13 protein-coding genes are annotated in these 12,639 nt (G+C 73.4%); 6 read left to right on the top strand and 7 right to left on the bottom strand.

Going from position 1 to position 12,639, the window contains the following annotated elements:
* Positions 1–3: 3 nt before the first annotated feature.
* The 4 genes from CP980_RS26210 to CP980_RS26195 all read left to right on the top strand — a co-directional run bounded on the left by CP980_RS26210 (position 4) and on the right by CP980_RS26195 (position 4,402).
* Complete coding sequence (locus CP980_RS26210; protein ID WP_132760450.1) at positions 4–1,317, top strand: exo-beta-N-acetylmuramidase NamZ family protein; 1,314 nt, start codon at positions 4–6, stop codon at positions 1,315–1,317.
* A 115-nt stretch (positions 1,318–1,432) separates the two neighbouring features.
* Positions 1,433–2,779, top strand: a complete 1,347-nt coding sequence (locus CP980_RS26205; RefSeq protein WP_132760451.1) for a serine-threonine protein kinase — start codon at positions 1,433–1,435, stop codon at positions 2,777–2,779.
* Between the two features lie 151 nt (positions 2,780–2,930).
* A complete protein-coding gene (locus CP980_RS26200) occupies positions 2,931–3,557 on the top strand; it encodes a hypothetical protein (protein WP_099895848.1) in 627 nt (208 codons plus the stop codon).
* Between the two features lie 71 nt (positions 3,558–3,628).
* Positions 3,629–4,402: a 3-keto-5-aminohexanoate cleavage protein gene (locus tag CP980_RS26195; RefSeq protein ID WP_229907178.1), complete on the top strand. Its 774-nt coding sequence runs from the start codon at positions 3,629–3,631 to the stop codon at positions 4,400–4,402.
* Here the strand turns inward: CP980_RS26195 and soxR are convergent.
* Positions 4,383–4,826 carry a redox-sensitive transcriptional activator SoxR gene (soxR, locus tag CP980_RS26190; RefSeq protein ID WP_099895846.1) on the bottom strand — a complete coding sequence of 148 codons (444 nt, stop codon included), beginning with the start codon at positions 4,824–4,826 and terminating at the stop codon, positions 4,383–4,385. The genes CP980_RS26195 and soxR overlap by 20 nt on opposite strands.
* Before the next feature lie 134 nt (positions 4,827–4,960).
* Here soxR and CP980_RS26185 point away from each other — a divergent pair, with 134 nt between their 5' ends.
* A complete protein-coding gene (locus CP980_RS26185) occupies positions 4,961–5,422 on the top strand; it encodes a MaoC family dehydratase (RefSeq protein ID WP_123515222.1) in 462 nt (153 codons plus the stop codon).
* Here the strand turns inward: CP980_RS26185 and CP980_RS26180 are convergent.
* The 3 genes from CP980_RS26180 to CP980_RS26170 all read right to left on the bottom strand — a co-directional run bounded on the left by CP980_RS26180 (position 5,413) and on the right by CP980_RS26170 (position 7,661).
* Positions 5,413–6,069, bottom strand: coding sequence for a TetR/AcrR family transcriptional regulator (locus CP980_RS26180; protein ID WP_132760453.1), 657 nt, complete (start codon positions 6,067–6,069; stop codon positions 5,413–5,415). The two genes, CP980_RS26185 and CP980_RS26180, sit on opposite strands and share 10 nt — an antisense overlap.
* Before the next feature lie 89 nt (positions 6,070–6,158).
* Positions 6,159–6,449: a YiaA/YiaB family inner membrane protein gene (locus CP980_RS26175; RefSeq protein ID WP_099893599.1), complete on the bottom strand. Its 291-nt coding sequence runs from the start codon at positions 6,447–6,449 to the stop codon at positions 6,159–6,161.
* Between the two features lie 60 nt (positions 6,450–6,509).
* Complete coding sequence (locus CP980_RS26170; protein ID WP_132760454.1) at positions 6,510–7,661, bottom strand: acyl-CoA dehydrogenase family protein; 1,152 nt, start codon at positions 7,659–7,661, stop codon at positions 6,510–6,512.
* A gap of 90 nt (positions 7,662–7,751) precedes the next feature.
* Here CP980_RS26170 and CP980_RS26165 point away from each other — a divergent pair, with 90 nt between their 5' ends.
* Positions 7,752–8,405: a TetR/AcrR family transcriptional regulator gene (locus CP980_RS26165; RefSeq protein ID WP_150529213.1), complete on the top strand. Its 654-nt coding sequence runs from the start codon at positions 7,752–7,754 to the stop codon at positions 8,403–8,405.
* 53 nt (positions 8,406–8,458) lie between these two features.
* Here the strand turns inward: CP980_RS26165 and CP980_RS26160 are convergent, their stop codons facing one another.
* The 3 genes from CP980_RS26160 to CP980_RS26150 form a co-directional block, all read right to left on the bottom strand.
* A complete protein-coding gene (locus tag CP980_RS26160) occupies positions 8,459–9,538 on the bottom strand; it encodes a Zn-dependent alcohol dehydrogenase (protein WP_123515216.1) in 1,080 nt (359 codons plus the stop codon).
* Between the two features lie 43 nt (positions 9,539–9,581).
* A complete protein-coding gene (locus tag CP980_RS26155; protein ID WP_150529212.1) occupies positions 9,582–10,994 on the bottom strand; it encodes an aldehyde dehydrogenase family protein in 1,413 nt (470 codons plus the stop codon).
* A gap of 107 nt (positions 10,995–11,101) precedes the next feature.
* Positions 11,102–12,604 (bottom strand): CitMHS family transporter, encoded by a 1,503-nt coding sequence (locus CP980_RS26150; protein WP_150529211.1) that lies wholly within the window; start codon positions 12,602–12,604, stop codon positions 11,102–11,104.
* Positions 12,605–12,639: the final 35 nt, after the last annotated feature.

Here is a 12,639-nt window from a genome sequence, read left to right as displayed (position 1 = left end):
GGGATGACGCTGTCGCGACGGGGGCTGCTGGGACTGGCGGGGACCACAGGGGCCTTGGGCACCCTGGGAGCGGTGGGAGCGGCGCCGGGCCCCGCCCCGGACCGAGCGGACCCGGACCGGGCGGACGCGGGCCGGGCGGACCCGGACCGGGCGGACGCGGCCGCAGGCCGGGTCCGCACCGGCTTCGAGCAGCTCGCCGCCGACGGCTACGCGCTGCTCGCCGGTCAGCGGGTCGGCGTCGTCACCAACCCCACGGGGATCACCGCCGACGCCCGCCACCTCGTCGACGTACTGCACGCGGACGCGCGGGTGAAGCTGGTCGCGGTGTTCGGGCCGGAGCACGGGTTCCGCGGAACGGCTCAGGCGGGCGGCTCCGAGGCGGCCGGGCGCGATCCGGCGACCGGCCTGCCGGTGTACGACACGTACGGCAAGAGCGGGCAGAAGCTCGCGGACCTGTTCACCGCCGCCGGGATCGACACGGTCGTCTTCGACATCCAGGACGTCGGGGCGCGCTTCTACACCTACATCTGGACGCTGTACGACTGCATGCGCGCGGCCGCGCTGGCGGACAAGGCCGTGGTCGTACTGGACCGGCCGAACCCGGTGGGCGGCCGCCGCGCGGCCGGGCCCGTGCTGGAGGCGGCGTACGCGAGCGGGGTCGGCCGCGAGCCGGTCGCGCTCGCGCACGGGATGACGGTGGCCGAGCTGGCCCTGCTGTTCAACGCGGAGTTCCTGGCGTCGAAGCCGGTCAGGCTGAGCACCGTGAGGATGACCGGGTGGCGGCGGGACTCCTTCTTCGGGGCGACCGGGCTGCCCTGGGTGCCGCCGAGCCCGAACGTGCCCACGCCGGACACGGCCCTCGCGTACGCCGGCACCTGCCTGTTCGAGGGCACCAACCTGTCCGAGGGGCGCGGGACGACCACACCCTTCGAGGTGGTCGGCGCGGAGGGCGTCGACCGGCGGTGGGCGGAGGCGGCCCAGGAGCTCGGCCTGCCCGGGGTGTGGTTCCGGGAGGCCTACTTCACCCCGGCCTTCTCCAAGTTCACCGGGAAGGTGTGCGGCGGGGTCCGGCTGATCGTGCACGACCGGGCGGCCTTCGATCCGGTGCGGGCGGGGATCGGGCTGCTGGTGACCGCGAAGCGGGCCTGGAGCGGCTTCGCGTGGCGCACGGACCACTGGATCGACCAGCTGACCGGAACGGACCGGGTCCGGAAGATGATCGACGCCGGGGCGGGGGTCGAGGAGATCGCGGGCGACTGGGCGGCGGGCCTGGAACGGTTCGCGGCGGTGCGGGGGCGGTACCTGCTCTATCCGTGAACTCCCGTGGATCCGCGTGAGTTCCCGTGGATCCGTGGGCACCGGGGTCTGGCCGGGTAAGGGCACCGGCAGGATGCTGGACGGCACCGGAGAGACGGCGCGGAGGGGAGACCTCATGTCGGACGCAACGGCGGCGGGCGGCGGGATCGGAGTCGGTCCGTACGCGGAGCTGACCTTCGACGCCGACGGGGACGCGGACCCGGGCACCCGGGACGCGGTGGGCCTGCTGGAGGCCACCGACCTGCTGGTCTTCGCCCACGGCTGGAACAGCGACCGGTCGACATCGACCCGGCTCTTCGACCGCTTCTACGCACCCTTCCCGAGGCTGGTGGGGCCGGGGGTGCGGCTGGGGTTCGTGGGTGTCGTCTGGCCCTCGATCCGGTTCTCGGACGAGCCGATCCCCGACTTCGACCCGCACGGCGCTCTCGCCGAACCGGGCCACGGCACGGCCCTGGACCCCGCCACGCTGCGGGCGCTCGGGGAGTTCTGGCCGGGGCGGGTGGCGGAGCTGGACCGGGTCGCCGAACTGCTGGAGGACCGGCCGGAGTCACAGGCCGCGTTCACCGAATTCGGGGCGCTGGTCCGGGAGCTGGCGGGCGTGGACGCGGTGGACCCGACGGACCCGACGGCCGCGGTGAGCGGGGTGGGCGCCGCTGCCGCTGCCACCGGCGCTCCCGCGGTGCCCGCGATCTTCACGGAGGACGTACTGGAGGTGTGCCGGGCCCTCACCGAGGGGCTGGTCGAGGCGGGCGGGCTGCCCGGCGGCGCCGCCGGGCCCGGCTTCTCCCCGGGCGGCGGCCTGCGCTCGCTGTGGAACGGCGCCAAGGAACTGCTGCGGCAGGCCACGTACTACCAGATGAAGAAACGGGCCGGAGTGGTCGGCGAGCACGGCCTCGGCCCGGTCCTCGCCGACCTGGCCGCCCGCCGCCCGGCCCTGCGCATCCACCTCATCGGCCACAGCTTCGGGGCCCGGGTGGTGTCCTTCTCGCTGCGCGCGGTGCCGGACGGCGCCCGGTACGTGAAGTCCGCGACCCTGCTCCAGGGGGCCTTCTCCCACTACTCCTTCGCCGACCGGCTCCCCTACGACAACAGCAGCGGCGGCGCCCTGCGCGGGATGCAGCGCAAGGTCGACGGCCCGGTGGTCGCCTGCCACTCCCCGTACGACTCCGCCCTCAAGGTCTTCTATCCGCTGGCCTCGCGGATGGCAGGTGATTCGGCCGGTCTCCTCGGTTTCGGCGAGCGGTGGGGCGCGATCGGTCACGACGGGGTGCAGGCGGTGTCGGGTGCGCCGCGTCTCACCCTCGACGCGGCCCTGAGCGCGGGGGTGCCGCAGGCCGGTTGCGTCAGTGTGGACACCGGGTCGGTGGTGCGCCGCGGGGGTCCGCCGTCGGGGGCGCACAGCGACATCTGCCACGAGGAGCTGGCCCGGCTCGTGGTTGCCGCGGGGCGCATGGGGCGCTGACTTCCGGCCACGTGCCACCCGTACGCCTCGACCGCCCCCGCATGCGCCCGCACCTGGCCGGGCATGTTGGGCACATCTCACGGTGCGTCGTCGTTCGAGGTAGTACGACGCCCCCCGGTGCGGGCGTGGGCGCGACGGAGGTGAAGGTGTGATGGCGGGATTCCGAAGTCTGGCGTACCAGGTGCGGGACGCACGCAATGACCGTGCTCTGCGGCGCCATTCGCTGCGCCGCTGCCTGGAGCGGTTCGCTCCGTACGGGCACCGGGCGACGTGGTGGCATCTGTGCGACCGGCACGGGATCGCCCCCGAGGACCGGGCGGCGGATCCGCAGCGGCTGGTGGCCGCGCTGGAGGAGCTGGAGGACGCGCGGGCGGTCTGGCTGGAGTACGAAAGGCAGTTCGCGGAGCGGCGCCGGCGGGAGAAGCACCACGGGCTGCGCCGGCCGGAGTGGGCGTGGGGCGGCAGCGGGGACGCGGTGGTCCGGTGCGCCGATCCGGGCGTACGGCCGGACGGGGCGCTGGGCGAGGTGCTGCGGCGGCTGGTGACGGCGCTGGAGTCGGAGCCGGGGACGGGCTGCCCGGTCTGCGGGGAGCAGGAGCTGCGCTGGCCCGCGCACGGGCCGGGGCAGAGACGGGGGCCCCGTGCGGGGCATCGTGCCTGGGAGGGGGCATGGGCCTGGGACGGGCCGGTGTGCGCGGGCTGCGGGATCGTCGTGCCGAGGCCGGCGCTGGCGGACGCGGTGTCGATGGCCGACCCCGCTTCGGCCGGGGCGGCATGAGCGTGCGGGGAGGCGGGGCGGCGGGGCCGGGTCCGGCGCCGGGTCAGGTGCCGGATCAGGAGCCCGATCGGGTGCCGGCTCCGGTGCTGGTGTCGCTCAACGGGGGGCGCGGAGCCGCCGACGGCGCCGCCGTACCGCTGTCCCCGCCCGATCTGGTGGAGTCGGCGCTGGCGGCGGTGGCCGCCGGGGCCGGGGAGGTGCTGGTCCATCCGCGGACCCCGTGCGGCCGGGAGAGCCTGTCTCCCCGGGTCGTCGGGCCGCTGCTGGAGGCGATGCGGGGCGCGGGGGTCTTCGTACCGCTTTCGGTGTCCGCGGGGATCGGGGCCGAGCCGGATCCGGCGGGGCGGCTGGAGCGGGTCCGGTCGTGGACGGTGCTGCCGGACCGGGCGGTGGTGCATTTCGCGGAGCCGGGGGCCGAGGAGCTGGGGCGGGCCCTGCTGGCGCGGGGCGTGGCCGTGGACGCGGTGGTTCCGCTGGGCGGGGAGGACGACGCCGGGTCGGGGTCGGGGTCGGGGTCGGAGCCGGGGCCGCTGGCCCGGTTCCTGGCCTGGCCCGTACGGGATCCCGCGCGGATCCGGCTCGCGGTGGAACTGGCCGCCGCCGATCCGGCGCTGGTGGCGGGGCTGCGCTGGCTGCCGCCCGTACCGCTGCTGCTGTTCGGGCGGGAGGCCGCCGCCTGGCCGGTGCTGCGGCTGGCCGCGCGGTGCGGCGCGGCGGCGCGGACCGGCCTGGGCGACGTACTGCACCTGCCGGACGGCCGTCCGGCGCGCTCGAACGCCGAGCTGGTGACCGCGGCCCGCGACATCGCCGCTGTCGACGCGGCTGCTACAACCGGGAGCCGGTGAGCCGGTCGCCGAAGACGTCGTCCGGGTTGGACAGGGCGCAGTTCTTCAGGGAGAGGCAGCCGCAGCCGATGCAGTCGGTCAGGTGGTCGCGCAGGCGCGCCAGCTGGGATATGCGCTGGTCGAGTTCGGCGCGCCATGCCTCCGAGAGCCGGGCCCAGTCCTCGCGGTTGGGGGTGCGCCCCTCGGGGAGCTGGGCGAGGGCGTCGCGGATGGCGGCGAGCGGGATGCCGACGCGCTGGGCCGCGCGTACGAAGGCCACCCGGCGCAGCGCGTCGCGGCTGTAGCGGCGCTGGTTGCCGGTGGTGCGGCGGCTGCTGATCAGGCCCTTGGTCTCGTAGAAGTGCAGCGCGGAGACGGCAGCGCCGCTGCGGGCGGACAGCTGGCCGACGGTGAGCTCGTGGACTTTCTCGGGAATCTGCGGCACGACGCCGAGGGTAGTCGGCCGGTCCGACATTCGTTGACAGACGTGTCGTTGACAGATACATGCGGCCCCAGCATGCTGAGCAGCGCGCTGAGCAAGCGCTTATTCGCCCGAGATCGCCAGGGAGAGGGAGACGCATGGCCGAGCCGAGGATCTTCACGTCCGCCGAGGAGCTGCGCGCAGGGATCGGGGAACCGCTGGGTCCGAGCGGGTGGCTGGAAGTGGACCAGAAGCGGATCGACCTGTTCGCCGACGCCACCGGTGACCACCAGTGGATCCACGTGGACCCGGAGCGGGCCGCGGACGGGCCCTTCGGCTCCACCATCGCCCACGGCTATCTGACGCTGTCGCTGCTGCCGAGCCTGGTCCCGCAGATCATGCGGGTCGAGGGCATGAAGATGGGCATCAACTACGGTACGAACAAGGTGCGCTTCCCGGCGCCGGTGCCGGTCGGCTCGCGGCTGCGCGCCACCGCCGTGATCGCCGAGGTCACGGAGGCGGGCGGCGGGGTCCAGGTCACGGCGACGGTCACGGTCGAGCGCGAGGGCGGCGACAAGCCGGTGTGCGTCGCGGAGTCGGTGTCCCGGTACTACTTCTGAGGCACGGCGGATCCGGCGGATCCGCCGGGGGCCGCTCCGACCATGCGCAGGACGAGGTCGGCGTAGAGTCCACCGACCTCGTCGGGCGTGCGGCGGCCGGCCGTGTTGAACCAGCGGGCCACGTCGATGCACAGGGACAGGACGGCGAGGGTGGTGCCGGGGACGTCGGGAACGTCGAACTCCCCCGCCGCGACCCCGTCGGCGAGGATGCGGCGTACGGCGGCGTCGCTCCGCCGGCGCAGTTCGACGATTTCCAGGCGGTGCTCCGGGGCGAGGGCGTCGAGCTCGTACTGGACCACGCGCGCGGTGGTGTGGTGCGCGGCGTGCCACAGCACGAAGGACCGGACGGCGGCGTCGAGGCGCTCGGCGGCCGAACCCGGGCCGTGCGCGGCGGTCTCCAGGATTTCCAGGGCCTTGTCGTGGCCGATGCGGCTGATCCGGTGGAGCAGCTCTTCCTTGGTCTTGTAGTGGATGTAGAGCGCGGCCGGGCTCATCCCGGCCCGTCCCGCGATGTCACGCGTGGTGGTGGCGTGGTACCCGCGCTCCGCGAACGCTTCGACCGCGGCGACGAGCAGCCGCCGTGCGGCGTCGGGGGTGACCTCCGACCACGGCCGGTAGCCGCCGGTCGTCTCCTCCGCGCTGTCCATCGCTCGCTCACCCTCTTCGTCCTGTGGAAGGAACACCTTACCGGAGGGTGAGCAAGCGCTTAGCAGCCTTGGAGGACACCGGCCTCCGCTCAGACCTTCGGCTGGAAGGGGTCGTAGTCGGCCATGATCTTCTCCATCCGGGCCTGGTCGACCCGGGTGACGATCTGGGTGAGCTCCTGGCGGTCCCGGACCACCTTGGCGAGGGTGAAGGCCGAGGTGGTCAGGTAGAGGACCGCGATACCGAGGAAGGCGCGGACCCAGCCGTCCACCTGGAGGTGGTAGATCCCGACGGCGACGGCACAGATGGCGATGGCGAAGGAGGCGACCGCCTGACCGTAGTACGCCGCCGAGTTGCGCTGCTTGACCGGTGTCTCGTTCATGGGCCCAGCATCGGGCGGCGGGGCCGGGCCGCGCCTCGGCTCACGTACTCAGGTAGGTACTCAGAAAGCGGAGACCCCGGTGCGGGCGCGGCCGATCAGCAGCTTCTGGATCTGGCTGGTGCCCTCGTACAGGGTCATCACGCGGGCGTCGCGCAGGAGTTTGCCGGCCGGGTACTCGTCGATGTAGCCGTAACCGCCGTGCACCTGGAGGGCATTGCTCGCGGCGCGCACGGCGGCCTCGGAGGCGAAGAGCTTGGCGGTGGAGGACTCGGTGGCGAAGGGCTGCCCGCGGTCCACGAGATCGGCGACCCGCCAGGTGAGCAGCCGGGCCGCGTCCACGTCGACCGAGATGTCGGCGATCAGCTCCTGGACCAGCTGGTGGTGGGCGATCGGCTTGCCGAACTGCTCGCGCTGGGCGGCGTACGAGACGGCGGCGTCCAGCGCCGCCTGGGCGATGCCCACGCATCCGGCGGCCACCGACATCCGGCCCTTGGCCAGGGCCGACATGGCCACGGAGAAGCCCTTGCCCGCGGGGCCGAGCATCGCGGAGGCGGGGACCTCGACCCCGTCGAAGGCGAGTTCGGCGGTGGCCTGGCCGCGCAGGCCCAGCTTGCCGTGGACCTCGCGGCGGGTGAGTCCGGGGGTGTCGGTGGGGACGAGGAAGGCGGAGATGCCGCGGTGGCCTGGCTCTTCGCCGGTCCGGGCGAAGAGGAGGACCACGTCCGCCCAGGTGCCGTTGGTGATGAACATCTTGCTGCCACTGACGACGTACGCGTCCCCCTCGCGCACGGCGCGGGTGGTGAGGCTGCCGGCGTCGGAGCCCGTACCGGGTTCGGTCAGGCCGAAACAGCCGAGCGCCTCGCCGGAGCAGAGGCGGGGCAGCCACTCCCGCTTCTGCTCCTCCGTTCCCCAGGCGGCGATGGTCTTGGCGACCAGGCCGAGGGAGACGGAGACGATGCCGCGCACGGCGGAGTCGCCGCGGCCGAGCTCCTCGGTGACGAGGACGTAGGCGAGGTGGTCGCCACCGGAGCCGCCGTACTCCTCGGGGACGGTCAGGCCGAGGAAGCCGAGGTCGCCGAGTTTCCTGACGACGGCCCGGTCCACGCTCTCGGCGCGGTCCCATTCGGCCGCGTACGGGGCGATCTCGCGCTCGGTGAACTCGCGGGCGAGCCGGCGTACGGCTTCCTGTTCCTCGCTCAGCTCCAGGTTCACCGGGCACCTCCGGGCGGTCCGGCGCGGGTCGACCCGGAAGGGTTAACTAGCACCGGTAGTTTATGGCGGGCAGGCCCTACTATGTGGCGCATGGCCAGACCGCGCAAGCCCCTCCTCAGTCGGGACCTCATCGTCGGGGCGGCGGGCGCGCTGGTGGACGCGGAGGGGCTGGAGGCGGTGTCGACGCGGCGGCTGGCCGCCGCGCTGGGGGTCAGCGGGCCTTCGCTGTACAACCACTTCCGCACGAAGGACGAGATCCTGGAAGCGGTCGCGGACGCGGTGAGCGCCCGAGTCGACTTGTCGATGTTCGAGCCGGGAGCGGGCCGGGACTGGCGGGGCGCCCTGCACGACTGGGCCCACTCGTACCGGGACGCGCTGGCCGACCACCCGAACATCGTGCCGTTGCTGGCGCGCGGCCCGGGCCGGCGTCCGGCGGGGCTGCGGGTGGCGGACGCGGTGTTCGGGGCGATGACGGCGGCCGGGTGGCCGCCGGCCCAGGCGACGCGGATCGGCGCGCTGATGCGGTACTTCATCCTGGGCTCGGCGGTGGCCTCGTTCGCCGGGGGTTTCGTGGACGACGAGGCCGCGTACGACCCGTCGGACTACCCCCACCTCGGCCAGGCCCACCTGCTGGCGGAGCGCCGGCGCGAGGTGGACGAGGGCGCGTTCGAGACGGGCCTGGCCGCCCTGCTGGACGGACTGGCCCTCCAGCACGAGGCGTTGACGGGCCGGGCCGCGGGCTAGACGGCCGGCGGCTGGCGGCTGGCGGCTGGCGGCTGGCGGCTGGCGGCTGGCGGCTAGAACACGACGAGCGAGCGGCCGCCCTTGCCGGCGAGCATCGCCTCGAAGGCGGCCGGGATGCCGTCCAAGGTGATGCGGTCGGTGACCAGGGAGCCGAGGTCGAGCCGGCCCGCGCGGACGTGCTCGGCGATCAGCGGGAGATCGCGCGCGGGATCACTGTTCCCGTACACGCAGCCGGTGAGGGTGCGGGCGAAGTGGAAGATCTCCAGGGCGTGGAAGCCCACCTTCTGGTCCTTGCCACCGATCCCGACGACCGTGGTGCGCCCGCCGCGACGGGTGGAGTCCCAGGCCGCACGGATGGACTGCGCACGGCCCGCGCACTCGACGGCGACGTCGGCGCCCTGCCCGCCGGTGAGGGCGCGGATCTGCTTGGCGGTGGTGTCGGAGGCGAGCACGAACTCGGTGGCCCCGGCCGCCCGGGCCAGCTCCTCCTTGGCCGGGGAGACGTCGACGGCCACGATCGGGCCCGCCTCGGCGATCCGCGCGGCCTGGAGCGCGGCCAGGCCGACTCCGCCGACGCCGAAGACGGCGACGGACTCGCCCGGGCGTACCTGGGCGCTGTTGCGCACGGCGCCGTAGCCGGTGAGGACCGCGCAGCCGAGCAGGGCCGCCTCCGCGAGCGGGATCCCGGCGGGCGCGGGCAGCACGCAGCGGGCGGCGACGACCGTCTCCTCGGCGAAGGCGGCCACGTTCAGCCCCGGGTGCAGCGGCGTGCCCTCGGCGTCGTGGGCGTAGACCGCCCCCACCCCGCTGAGCGCCTTGGAGCAGAGCCAGACCTCGCCGATCGAGCAGTGGTGGCACTCCCCGCAGGACGGGGACCAGTTGAGCACCACGCCGTCGCCGGGGGCGACGTGGGTGACGCCCTCGCCGACGGCGAGGACCGTCCCCGAGCCCTCGTGACCGAGGACGGCGGGGACGGGGACCGTCATGGTGCCGTCGGTGAGGGAGAGGTCGGAGTGGCAGACACCGGCTGCGGCGAGCCGTACCCGGACCTGCCCGGGGCCGGGATCGGGCAGGACGATCTCCCGTATGTCCAGCGGTGCTCCGACGGCGGGCAGGATGGCGGCGCGGACCATGGTCGTTTCCGTCTCTCGGCAGGAGGGTTTGCGGTCGGGTCGGTCAGAACTGCAGCGACTTGGTCTGGAGGTACTCGGCCAGGCCGTGCGGGCCGAGCTCGCGTCCGACCCCCGACTGCTTGTAGCCGCCGAAGGGTGCGAGCGGGTTGAAGCGACCGCCGTTGATGTCCACCTGGCCGGTGTCCATGCGCCGCGCGAAGGCGACCGCCGTCTCCTCGTCCGCCGCCCACACCGCGCCGCCCAGGCCGTAGACGGTCCCGTTCGCGATGCGCAGGGCCTCGTCCTGGTCCTCGTACGAGAGGATCGAGAGCACCGGGCCGAAGATCTCCTCCTGCGCGATGGTCATCTCGGGCGTGACGTCGGCGAACACGGTCGGGGCGATGAAGTACCCGCGCTCGTACGGCGCCTCGGGGCCGCCCGCGACGAGGCGCGCGCCCTCCTCGACGCCCTTCCTGATGTATCCGCGCACGCGGTCGCGCTGCTTGGCGTTGATGACCGGGCCGAGGCGGGTGCCCGGGTCGGTGGGGTCGCCCGAGGGGTACTTGGCGACGGCGGCGGCCGCGAGCGAGACGGCCTCCTCGTACTGGTCGCGGTGGACGAGCATCCGCGTGAGCGCGTTGCAGCTCTGGCCGGAGTTGTTCATGACGTGGCCCACGCCCGCCGCGACGGCCTTGGCCAGGTCGGCCCCGGGCAGGATGACGTTGGCCGATTTGCCGCCGAGTTCGAGGGCGACGCGCTTGACGGCGGCGCCGGCCGTGGCGCCGATCTGCCTGCCGACCGCGGTGGAGCCGGTGAAGGAGACGAGGTCGACTCCCTCGTGCGCGGCCAGCGCCTGGCCGGCGACCGGGCCGGTCCCGGTCACCAGGTTGAACACGCCCGCCGGAATGCCCGCCTCGTGCACGGCTTCGGCGAAGAGCTGCGCGGTCAGCGGGGTGTCCTCGGCCGGCTTGAGGACGAGGGTGCAGCCGGCGGCGAGAGCGGGTGCCACCTTGGCAACGATCTGGTGCAGCGGGTAGTTCCAGGGGGTGATGGCCCCGACGACGCCGACCGGCTCCATCAGCACGGTGGAGTTGCCGATCTTCTCCTCGAAGGCGTACGAGGCGCCCAGCTCCGCGAAGGAGGAGGACACGGCGATCGGCGCGCCCACGTGAACCATCTCCGAGAAGCCCCGCGGGGAGCCGAGTTCGGCGGTGATGAGCTCGGCGAACTCGCCCTTTCGGGCGACCAGCACGTCGCGGAGCGCCCCGATCAGGGCGGCCCGCTCGGCCGGAGCGGTGGCCGCCCAGCCGGGGAAGGCGGCGCGTGCCGCGCGTACGGCCGCGTCCACGTCGTCGGCGTTCCCGGCCGGGACCCCGGCGATGACCTGCTCGTCGGCCGGGTTGACCACCTCGATCCGCTCGCGTCCGGCGGCGGGCCGCCATGCGCCGTCGATGTACATCCCGTCGTGGGCCTTCATGGCTTTCCTCCCGAGCACGCACGAACGCGTGGACGCGTAGACCTGACCTCGTTCGACCACCCTACAAACTACCGGCGGTAGTTTTCGGCCCGCCAGGGGTCGCGGGCTCAGATGATGCCGAAAAGCATCCCTGCCCCGAGGACGACGAGGGAGGTGAGCGCCGCCCATTTCACGGTGAAGCGGGTGTGGTCGCCGAACTCGACCTTGGCCATGCCGACGAGCACGTAGACGGCGGGAACGAGCGGGCTGGACATGTGCAGGGCCTGGCCGACCAGGGCGGCGCGGGCGATTTCGAGCGGGGAGACCCCGTGGGCGGCGCCGGCCTCGGCCAGGACCGGCAGGACGCCGAAGTAGAAGCCGTCGTTGGACATGAAGTAGGTGAGCGGCAGGCTGAGCAGGCCGGTGACCAGGGCCATGTGCGGGCCCATGCCTTCCGGGACGACGCCGACGAGCCAGTCGGCCATGTGCTTGACCATGCCGGTGCCGCTGAGGACGCCGGTGAAGACGGCCGCGGCGAAGACCATGCCGGCGACGTTCAGGACGTTGTCGGCGTGGGCGGCGATCCGGGCCTTCTGGTCCGGCATGTGCGGGAAGTTGACGGTGAGGGCGAGGGCGGCGCCGAGGAGGAAGAGCACGGGAATGGGCAGCAGTTCCGTGATCATCGCGGCGAGGAGGGCGACGGTGAGGCCGGCGTTGAACCAGTAGAGGCGCGGGCGCAGCGTCGCGCGGCGGGGGTCGAGGCCCTGGAAGCCGCCCTCGTACGGGGACGGGGCGGAGGCGGGGTCGCAGGCGGGGTCGGAGGCGGGGTCGGAGGCGGGATCCGACGCGCCGGAGCCGGACCCGCCGCCCGTACGGGAGCCGGGTCCGGTCCCGGCGGCGGTGGCGGACCCGGTGGCGGTCGCGGTGGCGGTGGCGGTGGCGACCAGCAGACGCTCTTCGGCGGGCTCCACCGCCTCCTCGGCCGGCCGGTCCGCGTCATCGCCGGGCATGACCAGCGTGCCGATCCGGCCGCGCTCCTTGAGGCCGAGGACGTACGCGAGGCCGAACACGAACAGCAGGCCGACCGCGAGGGCCGGGATCATCGGCACGAAGATGTCGGAGGCGTCGACCTTGAGGGCCGTGGCGGCGCGGGCCGTGGGGCCGCCCCAGGGCAGGGTGTTCATGACGCCGTTGGCGGTGGCGGCGACGCCCGTCATGACCACGAGGCTGAGGCCGAGCCGCTTGTAGAGCGGATACATGGCCGAGACCGTGATCATGAAGGTGGTCGAGCCGTCGCCGTCGAGCGAGACGATCGCGGCGAGGACCGCGGTGCCGACGACGACCCGTACCGGGTCCGCCTTGCAGAAGCGCAGGATGCCGCGCACGATCGGGTCGAACAGACCGACGTCGATCATCACGCCGAAGTAGACGATGGCGAACATCAGCATGGCGGCGGTCGGCGCGAGTTTGCCGACGCCGTCGATGACGTAGTCGCCGAGGTGGGCGCCCTTTCCTGCGAACACGCAGAACAGCGCGGGAATGAGGACGAGCGCCGCGATGGGCGACATTTTCTTCATCATGATCAGCACCAGGAAGGTGGCGATCATGGCGAAGCCGAGGAAGGTCAGCATGCAGGGAACGTAGGTGCCCCCCAGTCGCGTCAACA

Source organism: Streptomyces vinaceus (assembly GCF_008704935.1).
GTDB classification, from domain to species: Bacteria; Actinomycetota; Actinomycetes; order Streptomycetales; family Streptomycetaceae; genus Streptomyces; species Streptomyces vinaceus.
This window is presented reverse-complemented; position numbering and strand designations above follow the sequence as displayed.

Excerpts from the sequence above, each read along its gene's own strand:
- CP980_RS26210 (WP_132760450.1), top strand. The coding sequence starts at position 4 with ATGACGCTGTCGCGACGGGGGCTGCTGGGACTGGCGGGGACCACAGGG.
- CP980_RS26205 (WP_132760451.1), top strand. The coding sequence starts at position 1,433 with ATGTCGGACGCAACGGCGGCGGGCGGCGGGATCGGAGTCGGTCCGTAC.
- CP980_RS26200 (WP_099895848.1), top strand. The coding sequence starts at position 2,931 with ATGGCGGGATTCCGAAGTCTGGCGTACCAGGTGCGGGACGCACGCAAT.
- CP980_RS26185 (WP_123515222.1), top strand. The coding sequence starts at position 4,961 with ATGGCCGAGCCGAGGATCTTCACGTCCGCCGAGGAGCTGCGCGCAGGG.
- CP980_RS26180 (WP_132760453.1), bottom strand. The coding sequence starts at position 6,069 with ATGGACAGCGCGGAGGAGACGACCGGCGGCTACCGGCCGTGGTCGGAG.
- CP980_RS26175 (WP_099893599.1), bottom strand. The coding sequence starts at position 6,449 with ATGAACGAGACACCGGTCAAGCAGCGCAACTCGGCGGCGTACTACGGT.
- CP980_RS26165 (WP_150529213.1), top strand. The coding sequence starts at position 7,752 with ATGGCCAGACCGCGCAAGCCCCTCCTCAGTCGGGACCTCATCGTCGGG.
- CP980_RS26160 (WP_123515216.1), bottom strand. The coding sequence starts at position 9,538 with ATGGTCCGCGCCGCCATCCTGCCCGCCGTCGGAGCACCGCTGGACATA.
- CP980_RS26155 (WP_150529212.1), bottom strand. The coding sequence starts at position 10,994 with ATGAAGGCCCACGACGGGATGTACATCGACGGCGCATGGCGGCCCGCC.
- CP980_RS26150 (WP_150529211.1), bottom strand. The coding sequence starts at position 12,604 with ATGCTGACCTTCCTCGGCTTCGCCATGATCGCCACCTTCCTGGTGCTG.